Below are 19,357 nucleotides of genomic sequence, written 5' to 3'. Positions count from 1 at the left end.
TTTTCTCATTTTAATTCACTGCCATCATTGCAATTTGAAACGCTTTTCGTACAAATACCTGTAATTATCATAATTTTAGCCGTCTCGCTATGTTTTGAGACGGCTCATTCTAAAATTCACCCTTTGACAAATTTCAATTTTGCAGCTTCCAAGGCAATATCCGCATCACTGTGAGGATATTTTTTGTTGCCGATGATTTGATAATCTTCATGTCCTTTACCGGCAAAGATGATGACATCCCCAGGCTCCGCAACCTCGATCGCATGCCGGACCGCTTCCGCCCGGTCACCGATGCAGGCATAATTCTCATGAAGCATCCCTTTTGCCAAATCGCCTGTAATGCTATCGTAATCTTCGAAGCGGGGATCATCTGTTGTTAGCACGACGTAATCCGCTCTTGAGGCTTTCTCCGCCATGGCAGGCCGTTTGGATTTATCCCGGTTTCCTCCTGTCCCCACAAGGAAAATCAATTTATTCCCCGGCTTTTTGAATGGCATTGCCGCATCGATGGCTTTTTCGATGGCATCCGGCGTGTGGGCGTAATCGATGAAAATATGTAAAGGCAAGTCCGTTTTGATTTTTTGCATCCGCCCACGAATCGGCACCAAGTCTTCAATCTGCTCGATGATCGCCTCCATCGGGTAACCGCGGGAATATAAAACGGCGGTCGCCGCCAAAATATTATAAACGTTAAATTCCCCTAACAATTGCATCGTTACCGGAAATTTTCCTTCAGGCGTAATCATATCAAAAGTCGTAAAACCTTCATTGAAACCGCAATTTTCAGCCCGGAAATGGGCATCGTTTTTCAAACCATATGTCCATATAGGGTATGGGGTCATACTTTCATATTTTTTGGACCAAGGATCATCCGCATTTAATACGGCCGCTTTATTTTTTGTCAAATCCTGGCCCAATTGGGAAAACAATAAACCTTTTGCATATCCGTATTCTTCCATCGTTCCGTGGAAATCCAAATGATCATGGGTCAAATTTGTAAACACGGCCACATCGAAATCCACCCCCGCAAGTCTTCCCAAAGCCAGGCCGTGGGAAGAGACTTCCATGACCATCGAATGGCATCCTTCCATTTTCGCACGGAATATCATTTGCTGCGTGCTTAATGCATCGCTTGTCGTATTCGCTGTTTCATAGAGCACCCCGTTCAGATTAAAACCGATGGTGCCTGATAATGCGGATTTTTCTCCCAATCCGACAAACATTTGATGAATGATGTTCGATACGCTGGTTTTCCCGTTTGTTCCTGTCACTCCAACCATCGTCAAGTCTTCAGACGGATAATCAAAAAACTTGGCGGCGATAAGCCCTAATGTCCGGTTCGTATCCGGCACGATGACTTGCGCCACATTGCCTTCCAGTTGCAACGGTCTTTCCGCGACCACCACCGTTGCCCCTTGATTGACCGCATCTTGAGCATAGTCATGGCCGTCCACCGTATATCCTTTGATGCATACAAACATGCTTTTTGGCTGAACACTTCTTGAATCATCCGAAATATCCTTGATGGTATTCGGCAACTGTCCAATCACTTGTTTCATTGGAATGACGCTCAATATTTCTTCTGTAATCATCTTTCTTCCTCCGTATTAAGCAATGGTAAGTTTCGATGAAAACGTTCCAATTTTTAACAATTGCAAAATCATATTTTCATTCGATATTTTTTCTTAATGATATCAATCATATCAAAAATAGATAAATTTCGACAAAGAGGATTCGTAGAAAAAACGAACTTTTTTCGTTATGTCGAATTTTGCCGACATGAGTTCATTTTTTTAGAATTTTCAATCAAAGTATTTTATTATATATCGTTCCCGATCACAACATCTATTCAATATTTCAAATTATCTCAACACTTTTCGCACCAATTTCACCTTTTGTTTATATGGTGGATATAATAAATTATTGGCCAATTTTGAAGATCGCTTCATGATGGATTTCGCATGGGTGAAGGTTTCGAAGCTCGCTTTGCCGTGATAGCTGTTCATTCCGGAAGGCCCGACGCCGCCAAATGGCAAATAATGATTGGCTACATGGGTCACCGTATCGTTGATGCATCCTCCGCCAAATGGGATCTCCTGTAAAAAAGCATCGATATGTTTCTCGTTTTCCGAGAAGAAGTAAGCGGCTAACGGCTTTGGAAGCTTGCGTATTTGATCAAAGGCCGAAGCGAGATTTTCGTATTTGATGATTGGAAGCAATGGCCCAAAAATTTCATCTTCCATAATCGGACTCTCCCAGCTGACATTTTCGAAAATCGTAGGTCCGATATATAAATCTTTTCTGTCCGCTCTTCCACCGAAAGTGATGTTGTCCTTTTCCGCTTGCAGCAGTTTGGCCAGGCGATCAAAATGGCGTTCATTGATGATTCGTCCGTAATCCCTGCTGGCTTGGGGATCCTTTCCATAAAATTGGACAATCGTTTTCTTCAATTTTTTGATAAACCGTTCATAGATGGAGGAATGGACCAAGACATAATCCGGTGCCACACAAGTTTGTCCGACATTGTTGAATTTCCCCCATGCTATCCGTTTAACAGCGACATCAAGATTGGCGCTTTCATCGACAATGACGGGGCTTTTCCCTCCCAGCTCAAGGGTGATTGGGGTAAGCCTTTCCGCCGCGGCGCGCATCACAATTTTCCCGACAGACACGCTGCCTGTAAAGAAAATATAATCAAAAGGGGCATGGATAAGGGCGTTTACTTCTTCCTTCTCCCCTTCCACCACCCGCACGAATTGCGGTTCAAACGTTTCTTCAATGATTGTTCTGATGATTTGCGCCGTATGGACGGAAGACTCGGAAGGTTTTACAATGGCCGTATTCCCGCCGATGATCGCACCGATTAACGGTTCCATCACCAATTGGAACGGATAATTGAAAGGTCCGATGATCAATACTGAACCATATGGCTCACGAACGATGAAGCTCTTTGCCGGTTGAAAATGCAACGGCGTTTTCACTTCCACCGGTTTTGCCCATTCATCAATGGACTTGAGCATATATTGAATGCTGTTCAAAACGAAACCGACTTCATTTGAATATGCTTCAAACTCACTTTTTCTTAAATCCAGATTCAATGCTTTTAAAATTTCTTTTTCATGTTTTATTATGGCACTTCTTAACTTCTTCAATTGTTTTTTCCGAAACTCGATGTCCCTTGTTTGACCGGAATAAAAAAATTCTTTTTGCAGGTTGATCATCTTTTCAATTTCATGCGCTTGTAATTTCATTCTTTCCCCCCAAAGTACATAAAAAATAGTTTTCAGCCCATACTAACTACAGTAATATTACTACAATTTGTTGAAGAACTACCATTAAAAGTTTGAGAATGTGCAGTCTTCACAAAAATATTGAAGAGGGGGCAAATGATATGATTTCGACAGAATATTGGTGGGAGGAAATTTTTTCAGGACCTTTGGCGATAGGGATCAATGAAGAAAAAATTCATCAATTGGAGGACGAATCATTTTTATATTTCAACGGACAATTGCCACATGAAGATGAGGATTCTTCAAATAAGGAGACAGAAAATTGAACATTGAGATAAATGCCAACAGGCTGGGCGATTTAAACCCAGCCTGTTTATTTATCATGGCTCATCATCCACCGGCAGCATTTCACCTTCCGGACCCAATTCCTTTGGATGCACATTTCGGAATGTTTCCCCTTCTTCCTCCAGATCCCGCATTTTATGGGCAATACGGCTTGCAGCACATGCCGCGATGCTCGCCACGAGATCATCCAAAAATGTATGGACATCTTTGCCATTCTTCGTATTCAATTTTTTGATAATGCCGATTTTATTTTTATCCAAATGGCCGTACGTCGTTAATGCAATGCTGCCATAAGTCATGACAGAGCTCAATGCGATCGTTTCATCGACGCCGAATAACCCCTCATCATTTTCTACAATCGTTTGCAAAGGTTCTGAAAGCATTTTTTTCTCTGCCAATTCATCCAATTCCACGCCCACGAGCACCGCATGTTGAACTTCCCGCTTCAGAAGCACCCGTTCAATCGATTGAATGCAATGTTCCAAAGTCAATCCATGATTAAAAGGCGATTGCATTTCATACACAATTTTTGCAATGTCCTCTATATTTACCCCTCTTCTTTTCAATGCTTCCTTGGCCGCTTTTGTCACATCATCTGAATGAACACGTTTATATTCTTGCATGGTGAATCCTCTCTCTTTTATATGATTTTTTCTATTTCTAATGTAAAAATATTCTTTTATTTCATCATACATGATATTTTTTTTATATGATACAATTATGAACTACAACTTAAGGAGGACAACAAGTGGAAACAGGATCCATACAAGATATTCCATTTTACAGTAATACCTTGCAGGAGAATTTCGAATTGCTGATTTATACTCCAGCAAATTATACTCCACTTAATAAATATAACATTTTAATCGCTTCTGATGGGAAAGACTATTTCCAATTAGGTGGAATTTCCCATATTGCTGATGAATTGATTGACAACTACGAAATTGAGAACTTGATTATCGTAGGTGTTCCTTACAAGGATGCACTGGATCGAAGAAGAAAATACATACCATCGGGAGAGCAGCATGAAGCCTATTTAAAATTTCTGGCCCATGAACTTGTACCCTTCATCGACAGCGAATTTTCGACAACCGAGCTTGGGTCAAGCCGGGGATTGATCGGCGATTCTATGGCTGCCACCGTGTCCCTTCTTGCCGCAATAAAATATCCGACTATTTTCGGCAAAGTGATTTTGCAATCGCCTTATGTGGATGAATCGGTGTTAAAGGCGGTTGAAGAAGCGCCGACACACGAATCTTTGGCCATTTATCACACGGTCGGAAAACAGGAATCGGAAGCTGTCACATTCTACAAAGAAGTGAAAGATTTCCTCACGCCGAACCGGAAATTGCATCAATTGTTAATATCCAAAAATTATCAACATATGTTTTATGATGAACTGGATGGCAATCACACTTGGAAATCTTGGAAACCTGATTTGAAAAGAGCCCTTTGCAATACTTTTGGGATTTAAAAATCGTGTATCTTTCGAGCATAATTTGCTATACTTAAGTAAAATTTGCATTTCAGGGAGGAAAGCGGATGAAGTTAAGTGTTGTGGCATTCCCATCAAAAAAACTGCAAGATTTGGCGAACACTTATCGTAAGCGATATGATTCCCACTATACGAAAATAACACCCTATATCACGATAAAAGAAGCTTTTGAAGTGGATGAATCGCAAATCGAAGACATTTCACATAAAATCAAATCCATCGCCAATAAATATGGTCCGCTAAAAATACACGCATCCAAAATCAGTTCCTTTTTTCCTACAACGAACGTCATCTATTTCAAGATTGAGCTGACAGAACAATTACAAAACATTCACGACGAACTGTATCGAGAAATCAACATCGGAAACCCGAAACATGTTTTTATTCCCCATATCACCATCGCCCGTGATTTGACAGCGACTGAGCATGATGACATTTTTCCTCAGCTGCGCATGATCGGGATCAACGAAAAGGAAGAAATTGACCGTATCCACCTCATTTATCAATTGGAAGACGGTTCTTGGACAACATATGAAACCTATAAATTGACCGGGGAAATGTAGGGTTTTTATTCGGCACCGTTTGATCCAAAAGCGAATGAAACCAGCATTCGCTTTTTCTTTTTATTCTCCGGCCTTTTTTCGATTTTCCGGGATGGGGATTCATCGCCCGCTGACCGAGTTTTTCCCGTTGGCGATTTCCGTCCCCCGGCTTTCCGTTTTTCCTTCCAATTAAGCAAGGGCTGCCCCCATTTTTGGCGAGACAGCCCGCTATCCTTTAGCCCAACATTCTTTGAATGCTATTTAAATCGATGGATTCTCCGTTTTGAAGGATTGAATTGACAATTTGATCTTCCAAATCTTTTGAAATCGGTTTGTTCGCCAATTGGCTAACCCGGCGAACAATTTTCCTTACCTGTTTTTCATTCGTAAAGTCTGCATGCTGTATTGCGTTTGCCAGTGCGAAGATTTCTTCCATGCTTACGCCGGTCTTTTTTTCGATTTGTTTAAAAAAATGATTCATGGCTCCCCTCCTTACCACTTGCTACAGCTGCCCACGATAATCAATAAAATGAATAATACAACGATCAGTACAAAAAGATCACCGTTGTATTTACATTTACCTTTATAATATGACGGACTTACATAAGATGGTCCGCAATAGTCGACAGGGCTCATTTGCATCGGTCCCATTTGCATCGGCCCCATTTGGCTGTATTGTTGGCATCCACATTTATCCCACATAAAAATTCCCCTCCTTTCTTTACTGTTGTAGTGTATGCATCACTGCAACGGTAAGGAGGGGTATTCGTCTAATTCACTTTTCCTTTTGATTTAAAAACTAGGGCGGCAATAAACCCGAAGACGATGGCAGAACTGATTCCCGAGCTTGTCACTTCGAACATTCCCGTCAAAACACCAACCCAGCCATGCTTTTCCGCTTCCGAAATCGCCCCTTGGGTTAATGAATGGCCGAAAGAAGTGATGGGAATTGTCGCTCCGCCACCCGCCAAATCAATCAATGGTTGATACCAACCTAATCCGGAAACAATGGAACCTGCAACAACAAGGATGGACAATGTTTTTCCGGGAGTCATTTTTCCCACATCCATCAGCAACTGTCCAATCGCACAAATGATACCGCCGACAATAAATGCAAGTATAAAGTCCATTATGATCATGTTATGGCCTCACTCCATCGTCACTTCGATTGCATGGGCAGTGCAAGGAATCGTTTCTCCTTGCTGGAACGTCAATGGGGAGAGGAGGGAGCCGGTTGCCACGAGCAACACCCGTTTAAAGCGCCCACCTTTCAATTGCTGTAATACATAGCTGAAATAAACGGAAGCGGAACAGCCGGCACCGCTTGCCCCAGCCAAAAAGGATGGATCTTCCCCATAAAATTCTGCCCCGGCGTCACGGAAAATATTGCAATCCGCTTCACTTGCACCTGTCTCTTGAAACATCCGTTTCAAGATTTGCAGCCCGATTTTTCCCAAATCTCCTGTCATAATCATGTCGTAATCTGTTATTTTTTGATTCCGTTTTTCCAAATGCCTTTGGATCGTATCATATGCAGCCGGCGCCATCGCAGCTCCCATATGGAATGGATCCGTTTGTCCGTAGTCGATGACTTTTCCAACCGTCGCCGCTGCAATGGAAGGGCATTTCGGGGTGTGTTCCCCAATCAAAGTGAAGCCCGCAGCGGTAACAGTCCATTGGGCAGTGGCCGGTTTTTGACCACCGTAATATACAGGGTACCGGAATTGCCGTTCCACTGAATTATGTTGACTGGAGGCACCCGCAATGGCATATTTCGAAGCTCCCAATTCCGTCAATACACTTGCAATAATGACGGAAGATACGGATGTTGCACAGGCTGAAAATAATCCGATAAATGATGCCGCAATCTCCTTGGCGGCAAAATTCGTCGGGGTCATTTGGTTCACTAAATCCCCCGCCAAAAAGAAATCGATATCCAAACGGTTCAAGTCCGCCTTTTTCAATATGATTTCGCATGCTTCTTGAATCATCTTTGCATTTCCTTGCTCATTCGTCGCCTGGTGCCAGCGTTCATCCTCCATGACAGAATCAAAATAGGAATAGAACACGCTCTTTCTTTCCAACGGCCCTGCGACAGCCGCGCTTGCAATAATGGAAGGTTTGCTCTGAAACACGATCACCATTCGATAACACCCATTGTCACAAGAATTAATTTAATCAAAGCGACGACAAATGCGGAAGCGACACCGAATAAAATGACTGAACCTGCCAATTTAAACATATTGCCTCCCACTCCAAGCACAAAACCTTCCGTTTTATGTTCAATGGCTGCCGAAATCACCGCGTTGCCAAAACCCGAAACCGGCACCGCACTTCCCGCTCCCGCAAATTGGCCGAGTTTTTGATACAAACCGAAACCTGTCAGCAGCATGGAGAGGAAAATCATGGTCGCAGCAGTCGGGTTTCCCACCGTTTTTTCCGTAAAATCAAAAAAAATGATATAAAAATATGTGATTGCATGTCCGATCGTGCATATTAGGCCGCCAACCAAAAATGCTTTCAACACATTTTTGACATAGGGGGTGCTGGGTGTGATCTGCTGTTCAATTTGCTCAAATTGTTCCTGATTCATTACGTTTCCTCCTTCTTCAGCTTCTTTAGTTTTTCCACTTTCTCCTTCACTTTTTCACTGTCTTCTTCATCCAAAAGTTTTTGGGCTTCCCAATAAAGTTTGTAATCCGAGGAAACTGTGATGTCATATTCAGGAAAACTTTCTTTCAGCTTCTTTTTTAAGTTCTTTTCAATTTTTGTTTTTTTATAATCAAGCCATGGTTTTGCCTGGACTGCAACCATCAACTGATCTTCCACAAAAATTGCTCTTCCGCTGTAGATGGACTCTTCATTTTCCATGATCGCCTTCACTTCTTCCGCTTCTTCGCCCCCAAGATTATTGACTTCCAGCGTTTTCTCATCATTGCATCCCATTAATAAAATGGCGAAGCATATGGGAAGTGCCATTTTTTTCAAGCTGCATCCCCCTTTTTAATGTCATTATGCGTTTTTATAAAAAAAACTATTCAAGAAAAATGACCTAACGTTTCCGCCCATAGACTATCGCCCGATTGTCAAGAGCACTTTTTCATATTGTAGATTGAACAAAAATAAGTGAGGTGAAAAGACAATGGGTTGTGGAAGAAAACATTCTGAAAGTTCATCTCTTGGCCGTCGTCGTCATGAAGGATGCATCTGCGAAGTAGTAGAGACAATTTTGGAACTTCAAAACCATGTTGTGGAAGAAGATGACGATACTTGCGGAACTAGCTGCTTTTTGGAACCGCTTGGAGGAATCAACAACAAGCATCGCCGAAACCATGCGGATACAAGAGTATTTATGTTATTGACAGAAGATGGATCTCCGTTTAAAGTCATGTTCTATGACAAAGAGTATGGATGGTACAAAACGCCATTCTTCAGGGTGGAAGACATGTTTGGCGATTGCTGTGCAACACTCCGGGCAATCGCTCCAACCAGCGAAGCATACGAACCAATCTCTGTTGTTGACGGGGAACTTGATGCCAGTGGAATGATGGATTTCTACCACTTCAAGAAAACAGACACATGCGTGACAGTTGATTTATCGCGCTTTACTGGAATTCAATGCGTTGCGGATGTAAATTTGCACATTCATAAGAAATAATCCGAAGGGGCCTTTCCGCTCCTTCTTTTTATTTGTTTTTCCTTAACCGAAGTTTACCCATTATCGCCCTTCCAACCATTTAACGACACCGCCTTTCTTGGGCCAATCAGGTTGGACGGCAGTCACGAAAATGGATGAGTTGCATATTGTATGAAAAAAAGGATGTGCATCATTGGAAGAGCCATTACTATTTATTCAAACTCCGCCTTTTTATTACGTCGAGGTTGATGAAGATACGGAAGAAGCCTCTCTTGAAGAGAGCACTTCAGTGTATGAACTTTCGCGGAGAGAGCGGATCAAAAATCCGGTCATCGCAAGGCAGCTGCATTATTTTTCACAACCTGTCAACCGCAAAAATCGATGTTTGACCTTTCATCTGACAAATGGAGAAAAAATTACAGGGTTTATAGAAGGAATGGATGGAATACTGATCAAAGTCCGCACCCTCAATGAAACAAAGACCATCAATGCCAACGAGATCGAATCCATCTCGATCGCACCCAAAGGATTAAAATAACTTCTTGTCCACTCCCCCCATTCTTATTTCAATAATAAAAAGAAAAAAATCTGCCCACTATCCATTATGTAGGCAGATTTTTTTCTTTTTGCATCAGATCTGTCCGAGCAACAATGTCGCCAAGCCCAAATAAATCAAAATACTGGTAATATCATTTAACGTGGTGATGAAAGGACCTGACGCCACCGCAGGATCAATGCCCAATTTATGAATAAGAAGCGGAATGAAAGATCCTGCGATTGTCGCTACAAAAATGGAGCAACAAATGGCCGTTCCAACAAGCAATCCGATCATCAAAGACTGCTTCCATAAAAACACCACGCCAACAACAATCAAACCGCAAGCAATTCCTGTGATCAATCCGGTACCCATTTCCCGGAAGATCATTTTCAATTTGCTTTTTTCATCAATTTCTCCCGTTGCAATCCCGCGCACAACAACGGCCAATGCTTGAGTGCCGCTATTGCCGCTTGTCCCGGAAATGAGAGGGATAAATAAAGCGAGCAATGCCACCTTTTCAAGGGTTGCTTCAAACTGCCCCATCAAGGTCGCGGTGATCATGCCCAAAAACAGCAGCATCACCAGCCACGGCAATCGCTGTTTGGCCGCTTTTAACGGGCTTGCATCGATATCATCTATATCGGAAATCCCTGCCAATTTCGAATAGTCGTCGCTTGCTTCTTCATCAATGACATCGATGATATCATCGACCGTAATAATCCCTTGTAAAACCTGCTGATCATCGACTACCGGAACAGCCACAAAATTATAATCTTTGAAAATCTGGGCAATGTCTTCCTGGTCGTCTGTCAATTTTACATAGACCACCCGATCGTTCATAATGTCCCGAAGCAAAGTATCTTCGTCCGCCAGAATGAGTTCCCTCAATGACAAAACGCCGGTTAACCGATGATTTTCATCAACAACATAAATATAATAAATGGTTTCCGCATTCGGCGCCTCTTTTCGGAGCACATTCATTGCCGAACGGATCGTGGAATTTTCTTGGATGGATACGTATTCCGTTGTCATGAGGGAACCGGCAGTATATTTTTCATACCCGAGCAATTCCGAAATTTCTTCTGCCGTTTCCTCATCCATCAGTTCAAGAAAATTATCGCGGTCATTTTCATCCAATTCATTCAAAACATCGACCACATCGTCGGTATACATGCAAGACAGCATTTCCGCCGCATAGGTCGGATCCATTTCCTTAATAAAATGTTCAATCTCTTCATCGTCCAATTCGATGGCTTCATAAATTTCAGCCATCTCTGCGGGAGACAAAAAATGATACATCGTCTTTCGTATGTCAGGTCCAACCTTTTCATAAAATTGGGCTTGATCATACGCATGCAGTGACAAAAAATGTTCACGGAATTCGTCAATATCCCCATCAATCAACCATTGGATCAATTGGTTTTCATCATAAGAAACATCCCGTTTTTCATCTTTTTCTTCGATCATTTTGTCCCCCTCCTCTCAACCTCAATTCAATGATAGGTTGCATTGATTCATACGACAATAGATTTTTTATGAATTCTTTTCCCATCAAATGAAAAAAGATGTCCGATATGTTCGAACATCTAATTATGGATTATTTTTTTCATTGAATCAACTATTTCGCTGGAAAATATGAATTTTTCCCTGGATAATGGATGAAAGAATTCCAACTGGACACAATGGAGGGCTTGACGATCGAAGAACTCTTGGTTTCCGCCATAAAGATCGTCTCCGACAAGGGGATGGCCGATATGGGACATATGGACGCGAATTTGGTGGGTTCTTCCTGTATGCAACCGCAATCGTACGTGGGAAAGGGGCTCCCGCTGATAGACGAAATGTTTTAAAACTTTCACATCCGTATGGGCGAATTGGCCGTCTTTCCTCACTTCCCGTTCAATAATGCTTGTGCTTTTCCGTCCAATGGGGAGAATGATGGACACATCCGATGACACATGCCCGTGCACAATGGCTTCATATTCTTTTCGGATCAATCCCTTTTGCAATTGCAAGCTCATTAAATGGTGGATATGGCGGTGTTTGGCAATGCAAACAAGGCCCGAAGTATCCCGATCGAGTCTTGTGACGACATGGATGGTGGAATCAATCCCGCGCTCCTGAAAATATCCGTAAACATAATTGGCAATGCTTCCCGCCGGATGTTCCCGCGATGGAATTGTGTTGATATAAGGCGGTTTATCAATGATTAATAGCGCGTCATCCTCATAAATAATATTCAAATCTCCCTGTTCGGGCTCCAAGGAATCACTGGCTTTTTCTTCCGGAAAAATGATGGTGATTTCATCTCCCTTTGAAAGGATGTGACGGACATTTCTTTCCTCGCCGTTCACTAAAATCTTGCCGCCGCGATATTTGATATCCGTCAACGCCCTGCTGGAGATTTCCTGCTTTTGAATCGCATCCCTCAATAATTCTCCATCTTTTGTGGCTTGAAACTGCATTTTAAATGGCATGAACATCACTCGCTTGCGATAAAGGAATCATGGACCCTTTCCCAAAACGGAAACGGTCGGAATCGTGCAAACCGCACTTTTTCTTTTGCCACTCTGAAAATGACATGATCCAATTCCGTATGGTCCAATTGCAGATGGTCCACCGTCATCGTAAAGGTTTGGTTTTTTACCGGTTTCAGTTTACATGTGTGATGAGCCGGCAAGACGAGAGGGGAGCCGATTGTCCGGAATACCCGGTTATTGATGGACGCCATTTCCGTCACTTGGATCGCTTGCAACGTAGGATGGATGATGGCACCGCCCAACGCTTTATTGTATGCCGTACTGCCCGATGGTGTGGAAATGCATAAACCGTCGCCGCGGAAACGTTCAAAATGCCGATCATTCAAATAAACATCCATCACGAGCGTGACACTTGGGGATTTGATCGTCGCTTCATTCAGGGCAAGATATGTGCTGATTTCCGAATGATTGTTGCACACACTCACTTCCAATAATGGATATTCGACGACCCGGTATTGATTTTTTGCAATGCATAGCACCAATTTTTCCAATTCGGAAGGTTTCCAGTCAGCGTAAAACCCTAAATGCCCTGTATGGATCCCTACAAAGGATACTTTATCCAACCGGTTGATATGATGATGGAAAGCATGGAGAAGGGTGCCGTCTCCGCCAATGGAAATGACTATGTCCGGTTCCTTTTCATCCAATACTAGTCCAAAATCTTGTAAGTAATTCGTTGCAAGTTCCTTCAATTCATTGGATTGCGAATCATTGCGTGATTGAATGGAAAACTTCAAACTATTCACGCTCCTTTTCCTCTCGGATCTTCGGATTTTGAGCTTCCTTATTTTCGCTGAAAAAAGCCTGGGCCTCCTGGATTTCATGTCTGATCGACGACATTTCTTCATCCAGTCGAAAAGCGGCTTCAGCTGCGCGCTTCAAGCGCAATTTGATTTCTTCCGGGAAGTCGCCTTTATATTTGTAATTTAAAGAATGTTCGATTGATGCCCAAAAATTCATGGCCAGCGTGCGGATTTGTATTTCGACCAGCACCGTCTTTTTGCCTTTCACCGTTTCCACCGGATATTCCGCGATCATATGATAGGAACGGTAGCCGCTCGGTTTTTTATTCGTAATATAATCCTTTTCCTCAATGACCTTTAAATCTTCCCGCCCGCGGATTAAATTGACGACCGTCGATATATCATCCACAAACTGGCACATAATGCGGATGCCGGCGATGTCTTGCAGTTCTCTTGCCAATTGTTCGGAAGGTTCAAAGGGTACGCCTTTTTCAATGCTTTTGTCGTATATGCTTGCCAGCGGTTTTACCCGGCCGGTCACAAATTCGATGGGTGAAGTCAACCCTTCTGTCGTAAACTGGGATCGCATCCCCCGGAATTTCACTTTCAACTCATCCACTGCTTGTTTATAAGGCTCCAAAAAACGTTCCCATTGCCCCATATTCATACCCCCAATACTCGCTGCAAAAACGGTTACTGCTTCTTTAAAATATCACTGAAAGTTTCTTCGACTGCTTGTACAAAGGCTTCGCCATAATTGCCGTTGCCTTCGATGTTAAACACGAGCATTTCCAATTCATTCGCAAAATTATGTAATAAAATCATTTCACCATTTATCGCCAACAGTGGATCTTTCTTCGTTTCCAAGACGGAAACAAGCCCGTTCCAGACTTTTTTCGGAAATTGCAAATAACTGTAATGGTCGCCTTCATCCACAACGTATACAAATGCAATTCCATCCGAATCCGTCAACACCTGGCCAGCCGGCTCGATTTGTATTTTCAACGGACTTTCGTTTAAACTAAAATAAAGGTTGTCATTTTCAAAACGAAAATCATCGATGACATATACATTGCGCATTTATAACAATCCCTTCCAACCATTTCTCCTCATATTTTAACACAGCAGGAACTATTTTCGATAAAAAGCTTATGAAAAACCATAACGAAAGGGAAAAACAAATGAGCCAGGAATATGAAATTGAATATAAAAATGTTTTGACGAAAGAACAATATGAGCAATTACTGGAAGAATTCAACATACAGCCGCAACAAATCGTCCGGCAAGTGAACCATTACCTTGATACAAAACATTGGCACTTGAAAACATTATCAAGCGCCCTCCGCATCCGGGAACAAAAAGGAAAAATTGTATGCACTTTAAAGGAACAGACGGCTGAACATATCCACTTGGAAACAACGGATATTTTAACGGAAGAGCAAAGGGATGAAATACTTGAAGGAAAAAGCTTTTCGGCACCTTCCGTCAGGGAAAGACTGGTGGAGTTGCGGGTGCCGGTCGAAGAATTGCGCCTCTTTGGAACATTGACAACGGATCGGGTGGAAGTTCCATATGAAGGAGGAATCCTCGTTTTTGACCACTCCTTCTATTTGCACTGTGACGATTATGAGGTAGAATATGAAACAAAAGATTCCACACTCGGAAAAAAACTGTTTTTAACATTTTTGCGGGAGCGTAAAATAAATATTCAAACAGCCGACAAAAAAATTGCCCGCTTCATGAAGGCTTTACAGGAGAGAAAGGAGGAACAATGAATGGACGCAGCCATGATGAAAACCATTTTGGAAATCGATGCACTCCGTTCGCTGGACACCACTTCCGTCAATTCGACGGATGGAGACAGCTTGTTTGCCGAAATTTTTTCGGAAATATTGGCACAAACCCAGGCAAGCGATAATGTGGAAAGTGCGCTTTTAAAAGCCATAGACAACTTTTCCGAAGAAAACGGGTTAAATGATGAAGTGAAGAACTATTTATCCAATTACTTATTATCCAATCCCAATCCTTACATAACGAAAGCGTATGAAAAAGTCATAAACAATGCCGGTTCCGCAACCGAATCAGTCGGAGCATCGGCAACGGCAACGGATGCCAAATATTTGGATATCGTGAAAAAAGCTTCCGCCCGGTTTGGGGTACCTGAAAAACTTATCCTTGCAGTGATCAAACAGGAATCGAATTTCAATCCGAATGCGGTGAGCTCTGCAGGGGCAACCGGGCTGATGCAACTCATGCCGGGCACCGCGAAATATTTGGGTGTATCCAACTTAAAGGACCCTGAGCAAAACATTATGGGCGGCACAAAGTATTTGCGCCAAATGCTTGACCAATTCAACAACAATTTTGAATTGGCGTTGGCGGCCTACAATGCGGGACCTGGAAATGTGAAAAAATACGGGGGCATTCCTCCGTTCAAAGAAACTCAAAACTATGTGAAGAAAGTGCTAACCTACTATAAAAACATGTAAATGCTTATGATTTCTATATTTCTCCTTGTTTATCAACACTTGCTGTAAGCGATTTGTTTGAGAAAATGCCTGGTCGTTGATAGAATGAATAATATCAAAGGCAGGTCTTCATATTTCGGTCACAATTACGCATATGCGGAAAAGTGGATAAAGGAGTTACACCTATGAATGAAAAATACAAGGTTCCTTATGAGGAAATAGGTGCTGAAAAGTTGAAAGAACTTATTCATGCATTTTATAAACGGGTTGATGTGCATCCATTACTCCGACCTTTGTTTCCGGATGATTTGAAAGAAACCATTCGCAAACAAATTCAATTTCAAACTCAATATTTAGGCGGCCCCAATTTATTTACACAAGAACATGGCCATCCAATGATGAGAGCAAGGCATATGCGGTTTAAAATCACGCCCGATCATGCCCAGGCTTGGCTGGAATGCATGAATGAAGCAATGGATGAAGTAGGGCTTGAAGGACCGTTACGCGAACAATATTTTCAACGTCTTGTGTTGACCGCGCATCATATGATCAATGCGCCGAACGAGGATGAGGGGGGATTCGATTGAATAATATCCAACTGTTGTCAGAACCTGTTGCATCCGAGAAAACAACGAAACCGATCGAGTTATATGTTTTTATTGACCCGCTTTGTCCAAATGCCTTCAAAATGCAGTCAATGTTAAAAAAGCTCCAATTGGAGTATGAACATTATTTCACTTGGAGATACGTGTTAAGCACAGAATTGACCACTTTAAACTGTGTCACACGGCGTATCAAAGGGTGTTTAACAGGTGCTGATGTGGATATTACTCATCCTGCCTTACCCTCCCTTGCAATAAAGGCAGCCGAATTGCAAGGAAAAAAAGCGGCGAACCGTTATATCCGGAAGCTGCAGGAACACGTATTATTGGAAACGAAAAACGTCCTCTCCTATACGTCTTTGATCGACATTGCCAAGGAAGCGAAGTTGGATCAGGAAGAGTTCATTAAAGACTTTGGATCAAAAGAAGCGGTGCGGGCCTTCCAATGTGATTTATACATCACACGGGAAATGGAAATCGATGAAGTTCCAAGCATCGTATTCTTCAATGAATGTATCGAAGACGAAGGGTTAAAAGTAAGCGGAATGTATTCTTACGAAATTTATGTCCAAATCTTGCAAGAGATGTTGGACGAGGAAATCGTCAGAAAACCGCTGCCAACCTTCGAAGAACTGTTCCAACGTTTTCAATATTTGACGACCGATGAAGTGGCAAGCATTTATTCCATCTCCGTGAGCGATGCGGAGCGGGAATTGAAAAAACGCATGCTGCAGCAAAAAATCGAGCGTATTTCAAACGATGCGGTGACATTATGGAGGCTTAAACAACCGACCTTTTCATTCTAGCAATTGTTTTATATAGTATCATCACAGATTTTTTCACATGTAGGCATTTCGGTGTCTACATTTTTTTTGCACCTTTTTTTGCAGGGTTGATGGTTTTGTGGATGAATGATTTTTTTCATTTTGGGAATAGATCGCATTTTGAAAAAGAAGAGGATATGAAAGTAAAAGAGGCATTTGCTTTCGCAAATGCCTCTTTACACAAAGGGGATGGGAGAAATGTTCACGTTCAAACAAAGGGGTGTATGTTTGATATGTGATTTATTTCACGTTTATAATTTATCATGGAATAATAATTAATGCAATAAATACGACGTGATTTTCACAAATTCGACATATTGTAAACACTTTCAAAAAACTTTCGGAAAATATTGAAATATTAAGAAAAATTGTCCCATTGAACGAATATTTCCATCGTCAACATTCGTTCACATTCTACAAAACTAACACACTTAAAAAAGTTATATAAGAATAATTTTTGAAAGAAGAAAAAAACGCTTCAAAAGAGAATTCAACTCCCTTTTGAAGCATTTTTACTAATTTGAGCGTGTTTATTGTGGCAAAATCACTATTTTAACAACAGAGATTCCAATTCATTTAATTTTTCTTCAAACACTTTGCAAGCTTGGGCGATCGGTTCTCTGGATTCCATGTCAACTCCGGCTTTTCTCAGCACTTCAATTGGGAAATCGGAACATCCGGCTTTCAGGAAGTTGTTGATGTAACGGTCCACCGCCGTTTTTCCTTCCTCCAATATTTGACGGCTCAAAGCGACTGCCGCACTTTGACCTGTCGCATATTGATAAACGTAGTAATTGTAATAGAAGTGCGGGATTCTCGCCCATTCCAAGCCGATTTCTTCATCCACCGTCATTTCTTCGCCAAAGTATTGTTTATTCAAATCATAATAAATTTCCGTCAACCGTTCTGCCGTGATGGCTTCCCCGTTCCGGTCCATTTCGTGGATCATATGTTCAAATTCCGCAAACATCGTTTGTCGGTAAACCGTGCTTCTGAAGCTGTCCAGCCAATGGTTGAGAAGATAAAGCTTCACTTGCTTATCATCGGTTGTTTTCAATAAATGATCGAACAACAGCTCCTCATTGCATGTGGAAGCGACTTCCGCAACGAAAATGGAGTAGTCCGCATAAGGATATGGCTGGTTTTTTCTCGTATAGTAGCTGTGCATACTGTGGCCGAATTCATGGGCCAATGTGAATAAGTTGTCGATATTGTTTTGCCAGTTCATCAATACATACGGATTTGTGCCATAGGTTCCCGAAGAATAGGCCCCGCTGCGTTTTCCTTTATTCTCCAACACATCCACCCAGCGGCTGTTCAACCCTTCCTGCACAATGGATTGATATTCTTCCCCCAATGGAGCGAAACTTTTCACCATTATCTCTTTCGCCTTTTCATACGGCATGTCGATTTTCACTTTCTTTACAAGGGGAACGAACAGGTCATACATGTGCAATTCATCGAGTTCCAACGCTTTTTTGCGCACCTTTACATAACGATGCAGAGCAGGCAAATATTCATGGATCGTTTCAATCAATTGATCATACACTTTTTCCGGGATGTTGTTGCTTGCAAGTGCGCGATGGCGTGCGGAATTGTAGTTGCGGATTCTCGCATACACATTGTGCGCTTTCACGTTGCCCGCCAATGTGGAAGCAAAGGTGTTAATGAACTTGCCGTACGTGTCATACATCGCTTTGAAAGCATTTTTTCTCACGTCACGGTCTTCGCTTTCCAAAAACGTGATGTAATTGCCGTGAGTGAGCTGCACTTCTTCGCCTTCATCATTTTTTATGACCGGAAATTCCAAATCCGCATTGTTCAACGCGCTGAAAGTGGTGCCTGGAGAGCTTGTCACTTCGGAAAATTGGGCCAAAATGGCTTCTTTGTCCGCCGTCAATACATGCGGACGCTGCAAGTTCAATTCTTTGAACATTTGCGTATAAAGGCGCAATGGTTCATGTTCATCCAAATATTGCTGAATTTGTTCCTCTGACAAAGATAAAATTTCCGGTGTCAAGAAAGACCAGGCGGCGTTGATTTTTGCGCCTAAAGAACGAGCGCGGCTTTCCATCCCCTGATATTTGCTTTTCGTTGTGTCTTCGTCATGTTTTAAATGGCTATAAACGTAAAGCTTACCAAAGCGTTCAGAAATTTTGTCGCTGAACTGCAATGTTTCATATAAACTTTTTGCGCTTTTTGTCGCTTTGCCCTTATATTTTTCCGCTTCTCCTATTAGTTGTTCAAGCTCTTTAAATTCTTGTTCCCATGCCTCGTCTGAAGGGAAAATCGTCGATAAATCCCAAGTCAGTTCCACTGGCACTTCTTCGCGTGTCATCAGTTTTTTTGCCATAAGAATGCCCCCGTAATGAAAATTTTTTGTCAATTCTATT

At 42.1% G+C, this 19,357-nt stretch carries 25 protein-coding genes; 9 read left to right on the top strand and 16 right to left on the bottom strand.

Features of this window, described 5'->3' with window-relative positions:
- Window positions 1–116: 116 nt before the first annotated feature.
- Together NST13_RS16010 and NST13_RS16005 are read right to left on the bottom strand one after the other, a co-directional pair.
- Window positions 117–1,592, bottom strand: a complete 1,476-nt coding sequence (locus NST13_RS16010; protein ID WP_342470067.1) for a UDP-N-acetylmuramoyl-L-alanyl-D-glutamate--2,6-diaminopimelate ligase — start codon at window positions 1,590–1,592, stop codon at window positions 117–119.
- A 270-nt stretch (window positions 1,593–1,862) separates the two neighbouring features.
- Window positions 1,863–3,251: an aldehyde dehydrogenase gene (locus tag NST13_RS16005; RefSeq protein WP_342581065.1), complete on the bottom strand. Its 1,389-nt coding sequence runs from the start codon at window positions 3,249–3,251 to the stop codon at window positions 1,863–1,865.
- A gap of 140 nt (window positions 3,252–3,391) precedes the next feature.
- Between NST13_RS16005 and NST13_RS16000 the strand changes: the two genes are divergently transcribed.
- The gene (locus tag NST13_RS16000) at window positions 3,392–3,556 is read left to right on the top strand and encodes a hypothetical protein (protein WP_342470069.1); all 165 of its coding nucleotides are present in this window, start codon (window positions 3,392–3,394) and stop codon (window positions 3,554–3,556) included.
- Between the two features lie 54 nt (window positions 3,557–3,610).
- Here NST13_RS16000 and NST13_RS15995 read toward each other — a convergent pair whose 3' ends face one another.
- On the bottom strand, window positions 3,611–4,198 hold the full coding sequence (locus NST13_RS15995; RefSeq protein ID WP_342470070.1) for a phosphatidylglycerophosphatase A: 588 nt from the start codon (window positions 4,196–4,198) through the stop codon (window positions 3,611–3,613).
- Between the two features lie 125 nt (window positions 4,199–4,323).
- Here NST13_RS15995 and NST13_RS15990 point away from each other — a divergent pair, with 125 nt between their 5' ends.
- Window positions 4,324–5,049: an alpha/beta hydrolase-fold protein gene (locus tag NST13_RS15990; RefSeq protein ID WP_342470071.1), complete on the top strand. Its 726-nt coding sequence runs from the start codon at window positions 4,324–4,326 to the stop codon at window positions 5,047–5,049.
- A gap of 68 nt (window positions 5,050–5,117) precedes the next feature.
- Window positions 5,118–5,633, top strand: a complete 516-nt coding sequence (locus NST13_RS15985; RefSeq protein ID WP_342470072.1) for a 2'-5' RNA ligase family protein — start codon at window positions 5,118–5,120, stop codon at window positions 5,631–5,633.
- 5 nt (window positions 5,634–5,638) lie between these two features.
- Here the strand turns inward: NST13_RS15985 and NST13_RS15980 are convergent, their stop codons facing one another.
- From NST13_RS15980 to NST13_RS15950, 7 genes are all read right to left on the bottom strand, one after another.
- Window positions 5,639–5,809 carry a hypothetical protein gene (locus NST13_RS15980; protein WP_342470073.1) on the bottom strand — a complete coding sequence of 57 codons (171 nt, stop codon included), beginning with the start codon at window positions 5,807–5,809 and terminating at the stop codon, window positions 5,639–5,641.
- Window positions 5,810–5,847: 38 nt separating this feature from the next.
- Window positions 5,848–6,093 (bottom strand): stage VI sporulation protein F, encoded by a 246-nt coding sequence (locus tag NST13_RS15975; protein WP_342470074.1) that lies wholly within the window; start codon window positions 6,091–6,093, stop codon window positions 5,848–5,850.
- A gap of 11 nt (window positions 6,094–6,104) precedes the next feature.
- Window positions 6,105–6,248 (bottom strand): YjcZ family sporulation protein, encoded by a 144-nt coding sequence (locus NST13_RS15970; RefSeq protein WP_342471171.1) that lies wholly within the window; start codon window positions 6,246–6,248, stop codon window positions 6,105–6,107.
- Window positions 6,249–6,382: 134 nt separating this feature from the next.
- Entirely contained in the window at window positions 6,383–6,751 is a 369-nt protein-coding gene (gene spoVAE, locus NST13_RS15965) for a stage V sporulation protein AE (protein ID WP_342470075.1), read from the bottom strand.
- A gap of 9 nt (window positions 6,752–6,760) precedes the next feature.
- Window positions 6,761–7,756, bottom strand: a complete 996-nt coding sequence (locus NST13_RS15960; RefSeq protein WP_342470076.1) for a stage V sporulation protein AD — start codon at window positions 7,754–7,756, stop codon at window positions 6,761–6,763.
- The gene (gene spoVAC, locus NST13_RS15955) at window positions 7,750–8,205 is read right to left on the bottom strand and encodes a stage V sporulation protein AC (protein ID WP_342470077.1); all 456 of its coding nucleotides are present in this window, start codon (window positions 8,203–8,205) and stop codon (window positions 7,750–7,752) included. Before spoVAC ends, NST13_RS15960 begins: the two co-directional genes overlap by 7 nt.
- Window positions 8,205–8,600 (bottom strand): hypothetical protein, encoded by a 396-nt coding sequence (locus NST13_RS15950; RefSeq protein ID WP_342470078.1) that lies wholly within the window; start codon window positions 8,598–8,600, stop codon window positions 8,205–8,207. Before NST13_RS15950 ends, spoVAC begins: the two co-directional genes overlap by 1 nt.
- 154 nt (window positions 8,601–8,754) lie before the next feature.
- On the opposite strand from NST13_RS15950, the gene NST13_RS15945 reads away from it, so the two are divergent.
- Together NST13_RS15945 and NST13_RS15940 are read left to right on the top strand one after the other, a co-directional pair.
- Window positions 8,755–9,270 carry a CotY/CotZ family spore coat protein gene (locus NST13_RS15945; RefSeq protein ID WP_342470079.1) on the top strand — a complete coding sequence of 172 codons (516 nt, stop codon included), beginning with the start codon at window positions 8,755–8,757 and terminating at the stop codon, window positions 9,268–9,270.
- 172 nt (window positions 9,271–9,442) lie between these two features.
- Entirely contained in the window at window positions 9,443–9,787 is a 345-nt protein-coding gene (locus tag NST13_RS15940) for a 4-diphosphocytidyl-2C-methyl-D-erythritol kinase (RefSeq protein ID WP_342470080.1), read from the top strand.
- A gap of 93 nt (window positions 9,788–9,880) precedes the next feature.
- Here the strand turns inward: NST13_RS15940 and mgtE are convergent, their stop codons facing one another.
- From mgtE to NST13_RS15915, 5 genes are all read right to left on the bottom strand, one after another.
- On the bottom strand, window positions 9,881–11,254 hold the full coding sequence (gene mgtE, locus NST13_RS15935; protein ID WP_342470081.1) for a magnesium transporter: 1,374 nt from the start codon (window positions 11,252–11,254) through the stop codon (window positions 9,881–9,883).
- A gap of 119 nt (window positions 11,255–11,373) precedes the next feature.
- Window positions 11,374–12,270, bottom strand: a complete 897-nt coding sequence (locus NST13_RS15930; RefSeq protein WP_342470082.1) for an RluA family pseudouridine synthase — start codon at window positions 12,268–12,270, stop codon at window positions 11,374–11,376.
- The gene (locus NST13_RS15925) at window positions 12,270–13,064 is read right to left on the bottom strand and encodes an NAD kinase (RefSeq protein ID WP_342471172.1); all 795 of its coding nucleotides are present in this window, start codon (window positions 13,062–13,064) and stop codon (window positions 12,270–12,272) included. The genes NST13_RS15930 and NST13_RS15925 overlap by 1 nt, the downstream gene beginning before the upstream one ends.
- Window position 13,065: 1 nt before the next feature.
- Complete coding sequence (locus tag NST13_RS15920; RefSeq protein ID WP_342470083.1) at window positions 13,066–13,731, bottom strand: GTP pyrophosphokinase family protein; 666 nt, start codon at window positions 13,729–13,731, stop codon at window positions 13,066–13,068.
- Window positions 13,732–13,763: 32 nt separating this feature from the next.
- On the bottom strand, window positions 13,764–14,150 hold the full coding sequence (locus NST13_RS15915) for a hypothetical protein (RefSeq protein WP_342581064.1): 387 nt from the start codon (window positions 14,148–14,150) through the stop codon (window positions 13,764–13,766).
- A 101-nt stretch (window positions 14,151–14,251) separates the two neighbouring features.
- On the opposite strand from NST13_RS15915, the gene NST13_RS15910 reads away from it, so the two are divergent.
- The 4 genes from NST13_RS15910 (at window position 14,252) to NST13_RS15895 (ending at window position 16,946) form a co-directional block, all read left to right on the top strand.
- The gene (locus tag NST13_RS15910) at window positions 14,252–14,845 is read left to right on the top strand and encodes a CYTH domain-containing protein (RefSeq protein WP_342581063.1); all 594 of its coding nucleotides are present in this window, start codon (window positions 14,252–14,254) and stop codon (window positions 14,843–14,845) included.
- Complete coding sequence (locus NST13_RS15905; protein ID WP_342470086.1) at window positions 14,846–15,559, top strand: transglycosylase SLT domain-containing protein; 714 nt, start codon at window positions 14,846–14,848, stop codon at window positions 15,557–15,559. It abuts the gene before it with no gap.
- 164 nt (window positions 15,560–15,723) lie between these two features.
- Window positions 15,724–16,125, top strand: a complete 402-nt coding sequence (locus NST13_RS15900) for a globin (RefSeq protein ID WP_342470087.1) — start codon at window positions 15,724–15,726, stop codon at window positions 16,123–16,125.
- On the top strand, window positions 16,122–16,946 hold the full coding sequence (locus tag NST13_RS15895) for a DsbA family protein (protein ID WP_342470088.1): 825 nt from the start codon (window positions 16,122–16,124) through the stop codon (window positions 16,944–16,946). The genes NST13_RS15900 and NST13_RS15895 overlap by 4 nt, the downstream gene beginning before the upstream one ends.
- A gap of 565 nt (window positions 16,947–17,511) precedes the next feature.
- On the opposite strand, the gene pepF is transcribed toward NST13_RS15895, so the two are convergent.
- Window positions 17,512–19,317, bottom strand: a complete 1,806-nt coding sequence (gene pepF / locus NST13_RS15890; RefSeq protein ID WP_342581062.1) for an oligoendopeptidase F — start codon at window positions 19,315–19,317, stop codon at window positions 17,512–17,514.
- Between the last annotated feature and the right edge of the window lie 40 nt (window positions 19,318–19,357).

This window comes from Ureibacillus sp. FSL W7-1570 (genome assembly GCF_038593265.1).
Taxonomy (GTDB): Bacteria; Bacillota; Bacilli; order Bacillales_A; family Planococcaceae; genus Ureibacillus; species Ureibacillus suwonensis.
This window is presented reverse-complemented; position numbering and strand designations above follow the sequence as displayed.